The sequence below is a fragment of the Amycolatopsis sp. NPDC004625 genome (genome assembly GCF_040609695.1).
Lineage (GTDB): Bacteria > Actinomycetota > Actinomycetes > Mycobacteriales > Pseudonocardiaceae > Amycolatopsis.
Genome location: NZ_JBEXKX010000056.1, coordinates 1 through 16,036 on the forward strand (window position 1 = coordinate 1; position 16,036 = coordinate 16,036).

At 74.6% G+C, this 16,036-nt stretch carries 1 protein-coding gene and 1 pseudogene; both read left to right on the forward strand.

Annotated elements, in window-relative coordinates; genetic code table 11:
• Positions 1-148: 148 nt before the first annotated feature.
• Positions 149-6,991: pseudogene (locus ABZW17_RS39940) on the forward strand (type I polyketide synthase); the annotation flags it as partial.
• A 17-nt stretch (positions 6,992-7,008) separates the two neighbouring features.
• On the forward strand, positions 7,009-15,870 hold the full coding sequence (locus ABZW17_RS39945; RefSeq protein WP_354826094.1) for a type I polyketide synthase: 8,862 nt from the start codon (positions 7,009-7,011) through the stop codon (positions 15,868-15,870).
• The last annotated feature ends 166 nt before the right edge of the window (positions 15,871-16,036 follow it).

Here is a 16,036-nt window from a genome sequence, read left to right on the forward strand (position 1 = left end):
TGGGGTCGGGCGGCGCGTTCGCCTTGGAAATCGGGGCAACTCCCCCCCACGACTGGCCGAGCTCGACGTCGTGCCGGACGCCGTCGTGCTGCCGGTGACCGATGTCGAGCAGGTCCTCACGGCCGCCCAGGCGTGGGTGGCCGACGGGCGGTTCGCCGCGTCCCGGCTGGTCGTGCTGACCACCGGCGCAGTCGCGGCACTGCCCGGCGACCCGGTGCCCGGCCTCGACCAGGCCCCGGTCTGGGGCCTGATCCGCTCGGCCCAGGCCGAGCACCCGGGCCGGTTCGTGCTCGTGGACGTCGACGAGCGTTCGGACCCCGAAGCCGCCGTCGGGACCGCGCTCGCCTCGGGCGAACCGCAGGTCGCGGCCCGCGCCGGGACGCTGCTCGCGGCGCGGCTGGCCCGTCCGGCCGCCGAACTGCCCCTGCCCGCGGACGGCGCCTGGCGCGTCGGCACCACCGGCACCGGCACCCTCGACGGCCTGACGACGTTCCCGGTTCCGCAGACGGCGCTCGGACCGGACGAAATCCGCGTCGCGGTCCACGCGGCCGGGCTGAACTTCCGCGACGTCCTGATCACCCTCGGCATGTACCCGGGGCAGGCGCTGATGGGCGGCGAGGCCGCCGGCGTCGTGCTCGAAACCGGGGAACGGGTGCGCGGGCTCGCCGCCGGCGACCGCGTCACCGGCCTGTTCACCGGCGCGCTCGGCCCGGTCGCGGTCACCGACCACCGCCTGGTGACGCCGATGCCCGAGGGCTGGAGCTTCGCCGAGGCCGCGTCGGTGCCGGTCGCCTTCGCCACCGCCTACTACGGCCTGTTCGACCTCGGCGGCCTGCAGGCGGGCCAGTCCGTCCTCGTGCACGCGGCCGCGGGCGGCGTCGGCATGGCCGCCGTGCAGCTCGCCCGGTGGCAGAACGCCGAGGTGTTCGCGACGGCGAGCGCCGGGAAGCACGACGTGCTCGGGGAACTGGGCCTCGACACCGTCCACATCGGAGACTCGCGGTCACTGTCCTTCGAGGACCACTTCCGGACGGTGACCGAGGGTCGCGGCGTCGACGTCGTGCTCGACGCCCTCGCGGGGGAGTTCGTCGACGCGTCTTTGCGGCTGCTGCCGCGCGGCGGCCGGTTCGTCGAGATGGGCAAGGCCGACGTCCGCGACGCCGCCGAGGTCGCCCGCGCGCACGCGGGTGTCCACTACCGCGCCTTCGACCTCATCGAGGCCGGACCCGAGCGCCTGCAGGAGATCCTGCGCGAACTCGCCGCGCTCTTCGAGGCGGGCGCGCTGACCCCGCTGCCGCGCCGGACCTGGGACGTGCGCCAGGTCCCGGAGGCGTTCCGGTTCATCAGCCAGGCCCGGCACGTCGGCAAGAACGTCGTGACCCTGCCGCGCCTGCTCGACCCGGACGGCACCGTGGTCGTCACCGGCGGCACGGGCACGCTCGGTGCCCGCATCGCGCGGCACCTGGTGACCGCGCACGGCGTCCGGCGGCTGCTGCTGTTGTCCCGCCGCGGCCCGGACGCGCCCGGTGCCGCGGACCTGACCCGGGACCTGACCGCGCTGGGCGCCGAGGTGACGATCGCCGCGTGCGACGCCGCCGACCGCGACGCACTGGCCGGGCTGCTGGCCGGCCGGTCGCTGACCGGGGTCGTGCACGCAGCCGGTGTCCTCGACGATGGCCTCCTGACCAGCCTGGATCCGGCGAAGCTCGCGGACGTGCTGCGGCCCAAGCTGGCCGCCGCGATCAACCTGCACGAGCTGACCCGGGACACGGATCTGGCGCTGTTCGTGCTGTTCTCGGCCGCCGCGGGCGTGTTCGGCACGGCCGGGCAGGGCAACTACGCGGCCGCGAACACCGCCCTCGACGCCCTGGCCGCCCACCGCCGCGCGCTCGGCCTCCCCGGTGTGTCGCTGGCCTGGGGCCTGTGGGCGGAGGCGAGCGGCATGACCGGCCACCTCGGCGCCGCCGACCTGGCCCGGCTGTCGCGGGGCGGGATGACGGGGCTGTCGGACGCGGAGGGGCTGGCGCTGTTCGACGCGGCCATCGCGCGGGGCGAAACCTTGGCGATCCCGGCCCGGCTCGATCTGTCCACAGCGGACGGACCGGTCCCGCCGCTGCTGCGCGGGCTCGTCCGCGCCACCCGCCGGACCGCCGCCGTCGCGACGAGCGAGAGCGACCTGGCCGCCCGGCTGCGAACCCTGCCCGCGGCCGAGCGCGACCGCCGGCTCCTGGACCTGGTCCGCGACCACGTGGCCGCGGTACTCGGCCACGACACGGCGGCCGACATCGACCCGGACCGCTCGTTCGCCGAACTCGGCTTCGATTCGCTGACCGCCGTCGAACTGCGCAACCGGCTCGGCGCCGCGACCGGCCTCCGGCTGCCCGCGACGCTCGTGTTCGACCACCCGGCGCCCTCGGCCTTGGTCAAGCTCCTCCGGACGGAATTGCTCGGTGCCGACACGCCGCAGGCGCAGGTGGTCACCGGTGCGGCAAACGGCGACGACCCGGTCGTCATCGTGGCGATGAGCTGCCGTTACCCGGGCGGGGTCGGCTCCCCGGAGGACCTGTGGGCCCTGGTGGCGGACGGCGTCGACGCGATCTCGCCGTTCCCCGCCGACCGCGGCTGGGACCTCGACGGGCTGTACGCGCCCGAGCCGGGGACCCCGGGCCGCGTCTACACCCGCAACGGCGGGTTCGTGGCCGACGCGGGCCGGTTCGACCCGGAACTGTTCGACATTTCGCCGCGCGAGGCGCTGACCATGGACCCGCAGCAGCGGCTGCTGCTCGAAGCGACGTGGGAGGCGTTCGAGCGCGCCGGCATCGACCCGGCGTCGGTCCGCGGCAGCCGGACCGGCGTGTTCGTCGGCGCCGCCACCTCCGGCTACGGCACCGGCGCGGCCACCGACGGGCTCGAGGGGCACCTGATGACCGGCGGCACGTCGTCGGTGGCGTCGGGCCGGCTGTCGTACGTGTTCGGGTTGGAAGGCCCGGCGCTGACGGTGGACACGGCGTGTTCGTCGTCGCTGGTGGCGTTGCACCTCGCGGTGCAGGCGCTGCGACGCGGCGAGTGCGATCTGGCGCTCGCGGGCGGTGTCACGGTCATGCCGACGCCCGGCGTCCTGCTCGCCTTCAGTCAGCAGCGCGGCCTGGCCGAGGACGGCCGCTGCAAGGCGTTCGCCGAAGCCGCGGACGGCACCGGCATGGCCGAAGGCGTCGGCCTGCTGCTGGTCGAGCGGCTGTCGGACGCGCGCCGCCACGGGCACGAGGTCCTCGCCGTGGTGCGGGGTTCGGCGGTCAACTCGGACGGGGCGTCGAACGGCCTCACCGCGCCGAACGGTCCTTCGCAGCAACGGGTGATCCGCGCGGCCCTCGCCGACGCCGGGCTCTCTCCGTCCGAAGTGGACGCCGTGGAAGCTCATGGCACGGGCACGAAACTCGGCGACCCGATCGAAGCCCAGGCCGTGCTGGCGACCTACGGCCAGGCACGGGAAACGCCGCTGTGGCTCGGTTCGGTGAAGTCCAACCTGGGCCACACCCAGGCCGCGGCCGGGGTCGCCGGGGTGATCAAGATGGTGCTGGCGATGCGGCACGGCGTCCTGCCGCGGACGCTGCACGTCGGCGCACCATCGTCGCATGTGGACTGGACGTCCGGGGCGGTCGAGCTGCTGACCGAGCCGCGCGCGTGGACGTCCGAGGGGCCGCGGCGAGCCGGGGTGTCGTCGTTCGGGATCTCGGGCACCAACGCCCACACCATCTTGGAGGAGCCCCCGGCCGTCGTGGCCGAGGAGCGCGAGCCCGTCGCCGGGCCGGTGCCGTGGCTGCTGTCCGGCAGGAGCCCGGCCGCCCTACGCGCCCAGGCCGCCCGGTTGCACGAGTTCCTGGACGGCCGCGAGGTGGTGCCCGCCGACATCGCGCTCAGCCTGGCCACCACCCGGGCCGACCTCGGGCACCGCGCCGCGGTCGTCGGCGAGACCGGCCCCGAGCTGCTGGCCGGGCTGGCGGCCATCGCCGACGGCGACCTCGGCGCCCGCACCGGCAGCGGCAGCCCCGGACGGCTCGCCGTCCTCTTCACCGGGCAGGGCGCGCAACGGCCCGGGATGGGCCGTGAGCTGTACGCGCGGTTCCCGGTTTTCGCCCGGGCCTTCGACGAGGTCAGCGCCCTGCTCGGCGGCGTCGAAACGGAGCAGCTGGACCAAACCGGGCACGCCCAGCCCGCGCTGTTCGCCCTCGAAGTCGCGCTGTTCCGGCTCGTCGAGTCCTGGGGCGTCCGGCCGGACTTCGTGGCCGGGCACTCGATCGGCGAGCTCGCGGCCGCGCACGTCGCCGGCGTGCTGTCGCTGCCCGACGCGTGCGCGCTGGTGGCCGCGCGGGCGAGCCTGATGCAGGCGCTGCCCGAGGGCGGCGCGATGACCGCCATCGGCGCCCCCGAGGCCGACGTCCGGGCCGCGCTGACCGGCGGTGTCGGCATCGCCGCCGTCAACGGGCCCGCCGCCACGGTGATCGCCGGCGAGGAAACCGCCGTGCTGGCCCTCGCCGGGGAGTTCGCCGCTCGCGGTGTCAAGACCAAACGGCTGCGCGTCAGCCACGCCTTCCACTCGCCGCTGATGGATCCGATGCTGGCGGAATTCGGAGCAGTGGCGGCGAAACTGACCTACCACGAGCCGGTGATCCCGATCGTGTCGACGCTGACCGGCACGCTCGCCGAACCGTCCACACCGGACTACTGGGTGCGGCACGTGCGTGAGACCGTCCGGTTCGCCGACGCCGTGCGCACGCTCGCCGAGCTGGGTGCGAGCACGTTCCTGGAGCTTGGTCCCGACGGCGTCCTGTCGGCGATGGCGGCCGACAGCGCCGACGTTCCGGCGATCCCGGCGTTGCGCGCGGGCGAGGACGAGCCGCGGGCCCTGGTCACCGCGTTCGCGCGGCTGCGGATCGCCGGATACCCGCTCGATGCGTCGGTGCTCCTGGCGGGCGCCCGGCGGACCGCCCTGCCGACGTACGCCTTCCAGCGGTCGCACTTCTGGCTCGAACCGGAACCCCCGGCGGCCGACCGCGACTTCTGGGCCGCGGTCGACGCGGGCGAGCTCGGCCTGGACGCCGACGCGCTGGCGGCGCTGGACCGCTGGCGCTCGACGTCCACTGTGGACAACTGGCGGTACCGGATCACCTGGCAGCCCGTGGCCGGGACCGCGGGCCGGCTCACCGGCCGCTGGCTGGTCCTCGACGCGGACGGACCGGCCGCGGAAGTGGCCCAGGCGCTGGCCGCCCACGGCGCCGAGCCCGTGGTCGAGTCCGGCGTCCGGGACCGCGCCGCGCTGACCACCCTGCTGCGCGACCACGCCGACGTCGAAGGCGTCGTTTCCCTGCTGGCCTTCGGCGGCGACGCGGCGGCCGGGCTCGCCGCCACCCTCACGCTCACCCAGGCGTTCGCCGACTCCGGCGTCCCGGCCCGGCTGTGGTGCCTCACGCAGGGCGCGGTCGACGGCGTTTCCCGCCCGGACCAGGCGACGACGTGGGGCTTCGGCCGGATCGCGGCCCTGGAGCTGCCGTCGGCCTGGGGCGGCCTCGCCGACCTGCCGGAAACGCTCGACGCGGCCGCGGGCGCGCGGCTCGCCGCGGTCCTCGCCGACGGCACCGAGGACGAGGTCGCGATCCGCCCGGACGGCGTCTTCGCCCGCCGGCTCGTCCCCGCCCCGGCCGGTTCGGCGCGGGACTGGCGGCCCCGCGGCACGGTCCTGGTCACCGGCGGCACCGGCGCGCTCGGCGCGGCCGTCGCCCGGGACCTCGCCACGGCGGGCGCCGAGCACCTCGTGCTCACCGGCCGTCGCGGCGGTTCCGCACCCGGCGCGGCCGAGCTGGCGGCCGAGCTGTCCGCCCTCGGCGTCCGCGTCACCCTCGCCGCCTGTGACGCCGCGGACCGGGACGCACTGGCCGAGGTCATCGCGGCGATCCCGGCGGACCTGCCGCTGACCGCCGTCGTGCACGCCGCCGGCACCGGCCAGCACGGCCCGCTCACCGCGATCACGCCCGCGGAGGTGACCGCGGTCCTGGCCGGCAAGGTCGCCGGGGCCCGGCACCTCGACGAGCTGACCCGCGGCCACGACCTGGACGCGTTCGTGCTGTTCTCGTCGATCTCCGGGGTCTGGGGCAGCGGCGAACAGGCGGTTTACGGCGCGGCGAACGCGTTCCTGGACGCGCTGGCGGAAGACCGCCGCCGTCGCGGGCTGCCCGCGACCGCGATCGCCTGGGGCCCGTGGGCCGAGTCCGGGATGGCGGCCGACGCCGACGCCGTGCGCATGCTGCGCGGACGCGGCCTGCCGCCGATCGACCCCGCCCAGGGGGTCGCGGCCTTCCGGCGGGCCCTGGCCGCCGACGACACGGCCGTCGTGGTCGCCGACGTCGACTGGGCGCGGTTCGCGCCGGTCTTCACCGCGGCCCGGCCGCGGCCCCTGCTGGCCGGCCTCCCGGCGGTGCGGGCCGCGCTGGCCGAGCCGGAGCCGGAGCCGACCGGGTTCGCTTCTCTTCCGGCGGGAGAACGGCCGAAGGCGTTGCTCACGTTGGTGTTGGACCAGGTCGCGGGCGTGCTCGGGCACGGCTCGGCCGCCACGGTCGGCCCGGAGCGCGCGTTCAAGGAGCTCGGCTTCGACTCCTTGATGGCCGTCGAGCTGCGCAACCGGCTCGCCGCCGGGACCGGGCTCAGCCTGCCCGCGTCGCTGGCCTTCGACCACCCGACCGCCGCCGACCTGGCCGAGGAACTCGACCGCCGGTTCGGCGGCGGCGAGCCGGCCGGTGGCCGCCTGCTCGACGAGCTCGACCGGCTGGACGCCGCGTTCGAAACCGTCACCGAGTCGGACCTGGCCAGCGACGAGATCACCGCGCGGCTGCGGGGATTCCTCGCGCGCTGGACCGAGCTGGCCGGCGGCACCGACCTCGGCGGCGCCGACGACGACGAGCTCTTCGACTTCATCGACAGCACTTTCCGGACTTCGTGACAGACAGTGGGGCTTCCATGGCCAACGAGCAGAAACTCCGTGACTACCTCAAGTTCGTCACGGCCGATCTGAAGGACACCCGCGACCGGCTCGCCGACGTCGAAGCCCGGGACTCCGAACCCGTCGCGATCGTGGCCATGAGCTGCCGCTACCCCGGCGGCGTCGGCTCGCCCGATGACCTGTGGCGGCTGGTCGAAAGCGGCACCGACGCCATCGGCGGCTTCCCCGGCGACCGCGGCTGGCCGGGAAGCACGTTCCAGGGCGGTTTCCTGCACGAGGCCGCCGGGTTCGACGCGGCGTTCTTCGGCATCTCGCCGCGGGAAGCGCTGGCCATGGACCCGCAGCAGCGGCTGCTGCTGGAGACGTCGTGGGAACTCCTGGAACGGGCCCGGATCGCGCCGAAGTCGGTGCGGCGCAGCAGCACCGGCGTGTTCGTCGGCGGCGCCGCGTCCGGGTACGGCACCGAGGCCGATTCCGACGACGTCGCCGGCTACCTGCTCACCGGGACGGCCGGCAGCGTGCTGTCCGGGCGGCTGTCCTACCACCTCGGGCTGGAGGGCCCGTCGGTCACCATCGACTCCGCGTGCTCGTCGTCGCTGGTCGCCCTGCACCTCGCCGCGCAGGCGCTGCGGCGCGGCGAATGCACCCTCGCGATCGCCGGCGGCGTGACGGTGATGGCCACGCCGGGCACCTTCGCGGAGTTCGACCGCCAGGGCGGCCTGGCGGCCGACGGGCGCTGCAAGGCGTTCGCGGAGGCGGCGGACGGCACGGGCTGGGCCGAGGGCGTCGGCCTGCTGCTGGTCGAGCGCCTGTCGGACGCGCGGCGGCACGGTCACCCGGTGCTGGCGGTGCTGCGCGGCTCGGCGGTGAACTCCGACGGCGCGTCGAACGGCCTCACCGCGCCCAACGGCCCGTCCCAGCGCCGCGTCATCACGGCGGCCCTCGCCGCGGCGGGACTGTCCACTTCGGACGTCGACGTCGTCGAAGCGCACGGCACGGGAACGGCGCTCGGTGACCCGATCGAGGCGCAGGCTCTGCTGGACACCTACGGGCAGGGTCGTGCGACGCCCCTGTGGCTGGGGTCGCTGAAGTCGAACATCGGGCACACGCAGTCGGCGTCCGGGGTCGCGGGCGTGATCAAGATGGTGCTGGCGATGCGGCACGGCGTGCTGCCGCGGACGTTGCACGTGGACACGCCGTCGTCCCAAGTGGACTGGTCGTCGGGTGCGGTGGAACTGCTGACCTCGTCGCGTGAGTGGCACTCGGGCGACCGGCCGCGGCGGGCCGGGGTGTCGTCGTTCGGCATCTCGGGGACGAACGCGCACGTGATCCTGGAAGAGGCGCCGCCTGCGGAGGCGTTGCCGCCTTCCCCGGTGACCGGGCCGGTTCCGTGGCTGCTGTCGGCGCGGGGCGAGGACGCCCTTTCCGCTCAGGCGGCGGCCTTGCTGCCGTTCGCCGGTGGGGACCTTGCCGACGTGGGCGCCGCCCTCGCCGGCCGCACGGCGTTCGAGGACCGGGCGGTGGTGTTCGGCACGGCCGAGACGGTGCGGACCGGGCTGTCGGCGCTGGCGGCCGGGAGCGAGGCGCCGAACGTGGTGCGCGGCCGGGTCGTGCCGGGTGAGCTCGCGGTGTTGTTCACCGGCCAGGGGGCGCAGCGGGTCGGGATGGGCCGGGCGTTGTACGAGCGGTACCCGGTTTACGCGGCGGCGTTCGACGAGGTGTGCGCGCAGTTCGACGTCCCGGTGCGGGACGCGGTGTTCGGCACGGTGTCCGGGTTGGACTCCACCGGGCTGGCGCAGCCGGCGTTGTTCGCCGTCGAGGTGGCGCTGTTCCGGCTCGTTTCGTCCTTCGGTGTCCAGCCGGATTTCGTGGCGGGGCATTCGATCGGCGAGATCTCGGCCGCGCACGTCGCCGGTGTGCTGTCCCTTGTGGACGCCTGCCGTCTGGTTTCGGCGCGAGCCGCCTTGATGCAGGCGTTGCCCGCCGGTGGGGCGATGGTGGCGATCGCGGCGCCCGAGTCCGCTGTGGACGTACCCGAGGGCGTCTCGATCGCGGCGGTGAACGGCCCGGAGTCGGTGGTGATATCCGGCGACGAGGCGGCGGTGCTGGCGGTCGCGGCGCGGTTCCCGAAAACCAAGCGGCTCCCGGTGAGTCACGCGTTCCACTCGCCGTTGATGGACCCGATGCTGGCCGAGTTCCGGGCGGTCGCCGAAACCCTGACTTATCACCCGGCCCGGATACCGGTGATCTCGAATGTGAGCGGTGCTCTCGCCGCGCCGTTCACGGCGGAGTACTGGGTGCGGCACGTGCGGGAGACGGTCCGGTTCGCCGACGGTATCTCGGCGCTGCCGGGTGTCGGTGTTTTCCTGGAACTCGGGCCGGATGGCGTGCTGAGCTCGATGGTGCCCGGCGTCGCGGTCCCGGCGTTGCGGCGTGATCGGGAGGAGGAACAGTCGCTGCTGACCGCGTTGGCGACGCTGCACGTCCACGGCGTCGACGTCGACTGGACTTGCTTCCTGCCCGGCAAAACCCGCGCGGACCTGCCGACGTACCCGTTCCAGCGGCAGCACTACTGGCTCCGGGCCCGGCCGCAGCGCCGGGACGCAAGCGGCCGGCGCTACCGAACCGAGTGGACACCGCTGGCGGCGGCGGCCGGCGCTTCGGGGCCGTGGCTGCTGATCGCCCCCGAGGGTGACGAGACGGCGGCGCGGCTGGGGGAGTTGCTCACCGACGTGGTGTTTGTCCCGGCGGGGTCCCGGTCCGAGCTGGCCGACCGCCTGCGCCCGGAGGCGGCCCGCGAGTGGACGGGCGTGCTGTCGGTGAGCGGCGACGCGGCCACGACGGCGGCGACCGCCCAAGCCCTCGGCGACGCGGGCGTGACGGCACCGATGTGGTGCCTGACCCGTGGCGCGGTGTCGATCGGCCCGTCGGACGTACTGACGGCACCGGAGCAGTCGGCAATCTGGGGTCTGGGGCGTAGTGCTGCCCTGGAGATCCCCGACCGCTGGGGCGGTTTGGTGGATCTGCCGGCCACTGTGGACGAGCGCGCGGTCGCACGCCTGTTGTCGGTCCTGCGAGGCGGCGAGGACCAGGTGGCAATCCGAGCCTCGGGAGCATTCGGACGGCGCCTGGTGCCGGCCCCACCCGGAGCCCGGCCGACGGACCCGCTCGGCCGCAGGCTCCGCGGCACCGTCCTGATCACCGGCGGCACCGGCGCGCTCGGCACCCGCGTCGCGCGGTGGGCCGCCCGAAACGGCGCCGAACGGCTCGTCCTCACCTCCCGTCGCGGCCCCGAGGCCCCCGGCGCCACCGCATTGGCCGCCGAACTCACCGCCGATGGGACCGAAACCTCCGTCGAAGCCTGCGACGTCACCGACCGCGCCGCCCTCGCCGCGCTCCTGGAACGCGTAGAAGACCTCCGCGTCGTCGTGCACACCGCCGGCGTACTCGACGACGGGGTCCTCGACACCCTCACCCCCGAACGCCTCGCCCAGGTCGAAGCGGCCAAGGTCACCGGCGCCCGCCACCTCGGCGACCTGACCCGCGACCTCGACGCCTTCATCCTCTTTTCCGGCCTCGCCGGCACCCTCGGCGCAGCCGGCCAAGCCGCGTACGCCGCCGCCAACGCACAGCTCGACGCCCTCGCCGAGACGCGTCGCGCCGCCGGGCTGCCCGCCTGCTCGGTCGCCTGGGGTCCGTGGGCCGGTGGGGGAATGGCCGATGCGGCCGTCACCGCGCGGCTCGGCGCCGCGGGGCTCCGTCCGCTCGACCCCGACCTCGCGCTCGCCGCTCTGGCCGACGCCCTCGCCGAGGGGGACACGACCGTCGCGATCGCCGACGTCGACTGGACCGTCTTCGGCCCGGCCTTCACCGCGGCCCGGCCGAGCCCGCTGCTCGCTGAACTCGCGCCGCCCGCCGAACGCGCCACCGAACGGGCCGCCGCCGTCGAGGTCACCGAAGCCGGCGTGCTGAACCTCGTCCGCGAGCACGTCGCCGCGGTGCTGGGCCACCCGTCGGCGGCCTCGGTCGACCGCGGCCGCGCGTTCAGCGACCTCGGGTTCACGTCGCTCTCGGCGGTCGAGCTGCGCAACCGCCTGCGGTCCGCGACCGGTCTGGACCTCTCCGCCACCCTGACCTACGACCACCCCGATCCGGCCGCCCTGGCCAGGCATCTCTACAGCCTGCTCTCAAACGAGAGCACTGCTCTGGTTGCGCCGGACACCGCCTCCACCGGTTCCGCCGGTGACGACGAGCCGATCGCGATCGTCGCGATGGCCTGCCGGTTCCCCGGCGGGGTGGCGTCGCCGGAGGACCTCTGGGAGCTCGTCGCGCGCGGGGCCGACGCGCTGTCCGCGCCGCCCGCCGACCGTGGCTGGCCGGCCCACGCCGCCATCCGACCTGGCGGATTCCTCGACAACGCCGCGGACTTCGACGCCGCCCTTTTCGGCATTTCGCCACGCGAAGCCCTGGCCATGGACCCGCAGCAGCGCATCCTCCTCGAGACGGCGTGGGAGCTGTTCGAGCGCGCGGGCCGGGACCCGCGCTCGGTCCGCGGCGAACGGATCGGCGTCTTCGCCGGCACCAACGGCCAGGACTACCCGGCGCTGCTGGCCGACGCGGGCGACGACGTCGCCGGGTACGTCGGCACGGGCAACGCGGCCGCCGTGGTGTCCGGCCGGATCGCGTACGCGTTCGGCCTGGAAGGCCCGGCGGTCACGGTGGACACGGCGTGCTCGTCTTCGCTGGTCGCGCTGCACTGGGCGCGCCAGGCGCTGCGGGCCGGCGAGTGCGATCTCGCCGTCGCCGGCGGGGTCACGGTGATGGCGACGCCCGGCGCGTTCGTGGAGTTCGACCGGCAGGGCGGCCTCGCCCCGGACGGCCGCTGCAAGGCGTTCGCCGAGGCGGCGGACGGCACCGCCTGGGGCGAAGGCGTCGGCCTGCTCCTGGTGGAGCGGTTGTCGGACGCGCGCCGGCTCGGGCACGAGATTCTGGCCGTGGTGCGCGGTTCGGCGGTCAATTCGGACGGCGCGTCGAACGGCCTGACGGCGCCGAACGGCCCGTCGCAGCAACGCGTGATTCGCGCGGCGCTGGCCGACGCCGGCCTGTCTCCGTCCGAAGTGGACGCCGTCGAGGCGCACGGCACCGGCACCGAACTGGGTGACCCGATCGAAGCCCAGGCCCTGCTGGCTGCTTACGGTCAGGAGCGCGAAGAGCCGCTGTGGTTGGGGTCGGTGAAGTCGAACCTGGGGCACACGCAGGCCGCCGCCGGTGTTGCCGGGGTCATCAAGATGGTGCTGGCCATGCGGAACGGCGTGCTGCCGCAGACGCTCCACGTCGACGCGCCATCGTCCCATGTGGACTGGTCGGCGGGTGGGGTGGAACTGCTCACGGAGGCCCGGAAGTGGCCGTCCGACCGGCCGCGGCGCGCGGGTGTGTCGTCGTTCGGGATCTCCGGCACGAACGCGCACACGATCCTGGAGCAGGCGCCCGAGCACGTCGTGGTCCACGACACGGCGCCGGCGGGGCTGCTCCCGGTGGCCCTTTCCGCGCGGACGGAGTCCGGGCTGCGCGAGCAGGCCCGGCGTCTGCTCGACGCCGAGCGCGGGACGTTGCCGGACGTCGCTTTCTCGGTGGCGAACGCGCGCGCGGCCCTGGCGCGGCGCGCGGTGGTGCTCGCCGAGGACGACGGCGAGCTGGTCCGTGGCCTCACCGCGCTGGCTTCCGGTGCGTCGGATCCTTCGGTGGTGCTCGGCGAGCCCGTCGGGGGCTCGCTTGCCGTGCTTTTCACCGGCCAGGGCGCGCAGCGGACGGGGATGGGCCGCGGGTTGTACGACCGGTTCCCGGTGTATGCGAAGGCGTTCGACGCGGTGTGCGCCGAGTTCGACCGGCTGCTGGACCGTCCGTTGCGGGACGTCGTCTTCGAAGGGTCCTCTTTGGACTCGACCGGGTACACGCAGCCCGCGTTGTTCGCGGTCGAGGTGGCGTTGTTCCGGCTGGTGGAATCCTGGGGTGTGCGGCCGGATTTCGTGGCCGGACATTCGATCGGGGAGATCTCGGCGGTCCACGCGGCTGGTGTGCTGTCCCTTGTGGACGCTTGCCGGTTGGTGGCGGCGCGGGCGTCCTTGATGCAGGCGCTGCCCGCCGGTGGGGCGATGGTGTCGATCGCCGCGCCCGAGTCTGCTGTGGACCTGCCCGAGGGTGTCTCGGTGGCGGCCGTGAACGGTCCGGAGTCGGTGGTGATCTCGGGTGACGAGGCGGCCGTGCTGGCGGTGGCGGCTCGGTTCCCGAAGACCAAGCGGCTGGCGGTCAGCCACGCGTTCCACTCGCCCCTGATGGATCCCATGCTGGCCGAGTTCCGCGCGGTCGCGGAAACGCTGACCTATCACCCGCCGGCGATACCGGTGATCTCGAATGTGAGCGGTGCTCTCGCTTCGTCGTTCACGGCGGACTACTGGGTGCGGCACGTCCGGGAGGCGGTCCGGTTCGCCGACGGCGTCTCGACGTTGGCGGATGCGGGCGTGGGGGTGTACCTGGAGCTGGGCCCGGACGGTGTCCTCAGCGCGATGGTGCCGGGGACGGCGATCCCGGCGTTGCGCCGCGACCGTGACGAAGAACGGACGTTCTTCGCCGCGCTGGCCGCGTTGCACGCGAACGGGGTACCGGTGGACTGGACGGCGTTGCCGGGACGCCGGATCCCGCTGCCGACCTACGCGTTCCAGCGGGAGCGGTTCTGGCCGGCGCCGGCCCCGCGCCCGGCGGATGGCGAGGTGGACGCCCGGTTCTGGGCGGCGGTCGACCGCGCGGACGTGGCCGGCCTGTCCGCGGAGACGGGTGTGGCGGAAGGCGACGTGGCGAAGGTGCTGCCGGCGCTGGCGTCGTGGCGCCGGGACCGCGCGGAGGCGGCGGTGACGGAGTCGTGGCGCTACCGGGTGACGTGGGTCCCGGCAGCGGAGCCCGCCCCGGCAGCGCCGGACGGCCGGTACGCGATCGTCGCGGCCCCCGGCGCGGCTCACCGGTGGGCGGAGGCCCTGGCGCGGCCGGGGGTGGCGGTGGTGCGGCCGGGTGAGTTGACGGCGGAACCGTGGGACGGCGTGCTGCTGGTCTCGGCCCCGGGCGACGACGCACTGGCCAACGCCGTGACGCTGGCGAGGGAGGCACGGGCAAGGCTGTGGTGCGTGACACTCGGCGCGGTAACCACCCCGGGCGACGACGCCCCGGCCGACGTGGAGCTGGCGGGGCTGTGGGGCTTCGGACGCGCGTTGGCGCTGGAGGCCCCGGAGCGTTGGGGTGGGCTGGTGGACGTACCGGAGGCCCCGGACGAGCGGCAGGCCGCCCGGGTCTGGGCGATCGTGGCAAGGGGTGGCGGTCAGGGACCGGCCGCCGGGGCTCCGGAGCTCGCCGACGACGCGCGGCAGCAGGTTGCTGGGGAGTTGGAGGCTGGCGGGCGGCAGGCTGCGACCGGCCACGGTCCGCAGCTCGGGCAAGCTGCCAAGGCGCCGCAGGTCGGCAGCCAGCAAAGCGCTGCGACCGGCGGGAAGCGGCAGCAAGCCGCCCAGAGCGCCGGCGGAGAGGACCAACTCGCCCTGCGCCCCTCCGGCGTCTTCGCTCGCCGCCTCGTTCGTGCACCCGACTCCGCCTCCTCCTGGACCCCCTCCGGCACCGTCCTCATCACCGGCGGCACCGGCGCCCTCGGCCGCGCCGTCGCTCGCTGGGCCGCCGAAGCCGGCGCCGCCCATCTCGTCCTTCTGAGCCGCAGCGGTCCCGATGCTCCCGGGGCCGCTGCGCTCGTCGATGAACTTCCCGCCACCGTCGTCGCCTGCGATGTCACCGATCGCGAAGATCTCGCCCGCACCCTCCGAACCCTCCCGGAGATCACCGCCGTCGTGCACGCCGCCGGGGTCAGTCAGGCCGCTGCCTTCGAACACCTCGGCGACCACGACTTCCACCGCGTCCTCGACGCCAAAGTCACCGGCGCCCGGCACCTCGACGACCTCCTCGGCGACGACCTGGAAGCCTTCGTCCTCTTCTCCTCCATCGCCGGCGTCTGGGGCAGCGGCGGCCAGACCGCCTACGCCGCCGCGAACGCCCAGCTCGACGCCCTCGCCGCCCGGCGCCGGGCCCGTGGGCGCGTCGCCACGTCGATCGCCTGGGGACCCTGGGACGGCGCCGGGATGGCCGCCGGAAAGGCCGAACAGGACCACCTTCGCCGTCGTGGGCTCACGCCGATGGCGCCCGCGCAAGCCCTGGCCGCGCTCAAGACCGCCGGGAACGACGATGTCGTCGTCGCCGACGTCGACTGGGAGAAGTTCGCGCCCGCCTTCACCGCCACCCGGCCGAGCCGGCTGCTCGACGAGCTGCCCGAAGCCCGCCTCCCCAAGAGCGAACAACCGGTCGAGACCAGCCGGTTCGCCGGCCTCGCGCCCGCCGAACTGCTGGCCGAGCTGGTCACGCTCGTCCGGACGGAGGCCGCGCACGTGCTGGGGCACGCTTCCGCCGCCGCGGTCGAGCCGGACCGCGCCTTCGGCGATCTCGGCTTCGACTCGCTCACCGCCGTCGAGCTGCGGACCCGGCTCGGCGCGGCGACCGGGCTCGCCCTGCCGCCCACCCTCGTGTTCAACCACCCCACCCCGGCCGCGCTCGCCGGGCACCTGCAGGCGCAGCTGGGGGACCACTCGCCGAGCGTCCTCGCCGAACTCGACCGCCTCGAAGCCGCCCTCGGCGGCGGTGCGCCCGACCAGCTGACGCGGACCGAGCTCACCGTCCGGCTCCAGGCCCTGCTGAGCCGGTACGCCGAGCCGGAAACGCATTCCGGTGCCCTCGAATTCGCCGACGACGACGCCCTTCTCGCATTCATCAACAATGACCTCGGAAAAATGTGAAGCACCCCGAAAAGAATGGGATTTCCCTGCATAGGGGCCCCTGTTAGGGGGCATTCTTAGGGGTTGTAGGCCCAAAACCGGTCCCATAGCCTCACTTTGATGCCACTTCGGCGCGCGGATGTGCCGGGTGTCCGCACTTCGCTGAGAAAAGGCTGGTGGCACTGAC

Coding starts and splice junctions, on each gene's coding strand:
- ABZW17_RS39945 (WP_354826094.1), top strand. CDS start 7,009: ATGGCCAACGAGCAGAAACTCCGTGACTACCTCAAGTTCGTCACGGCC.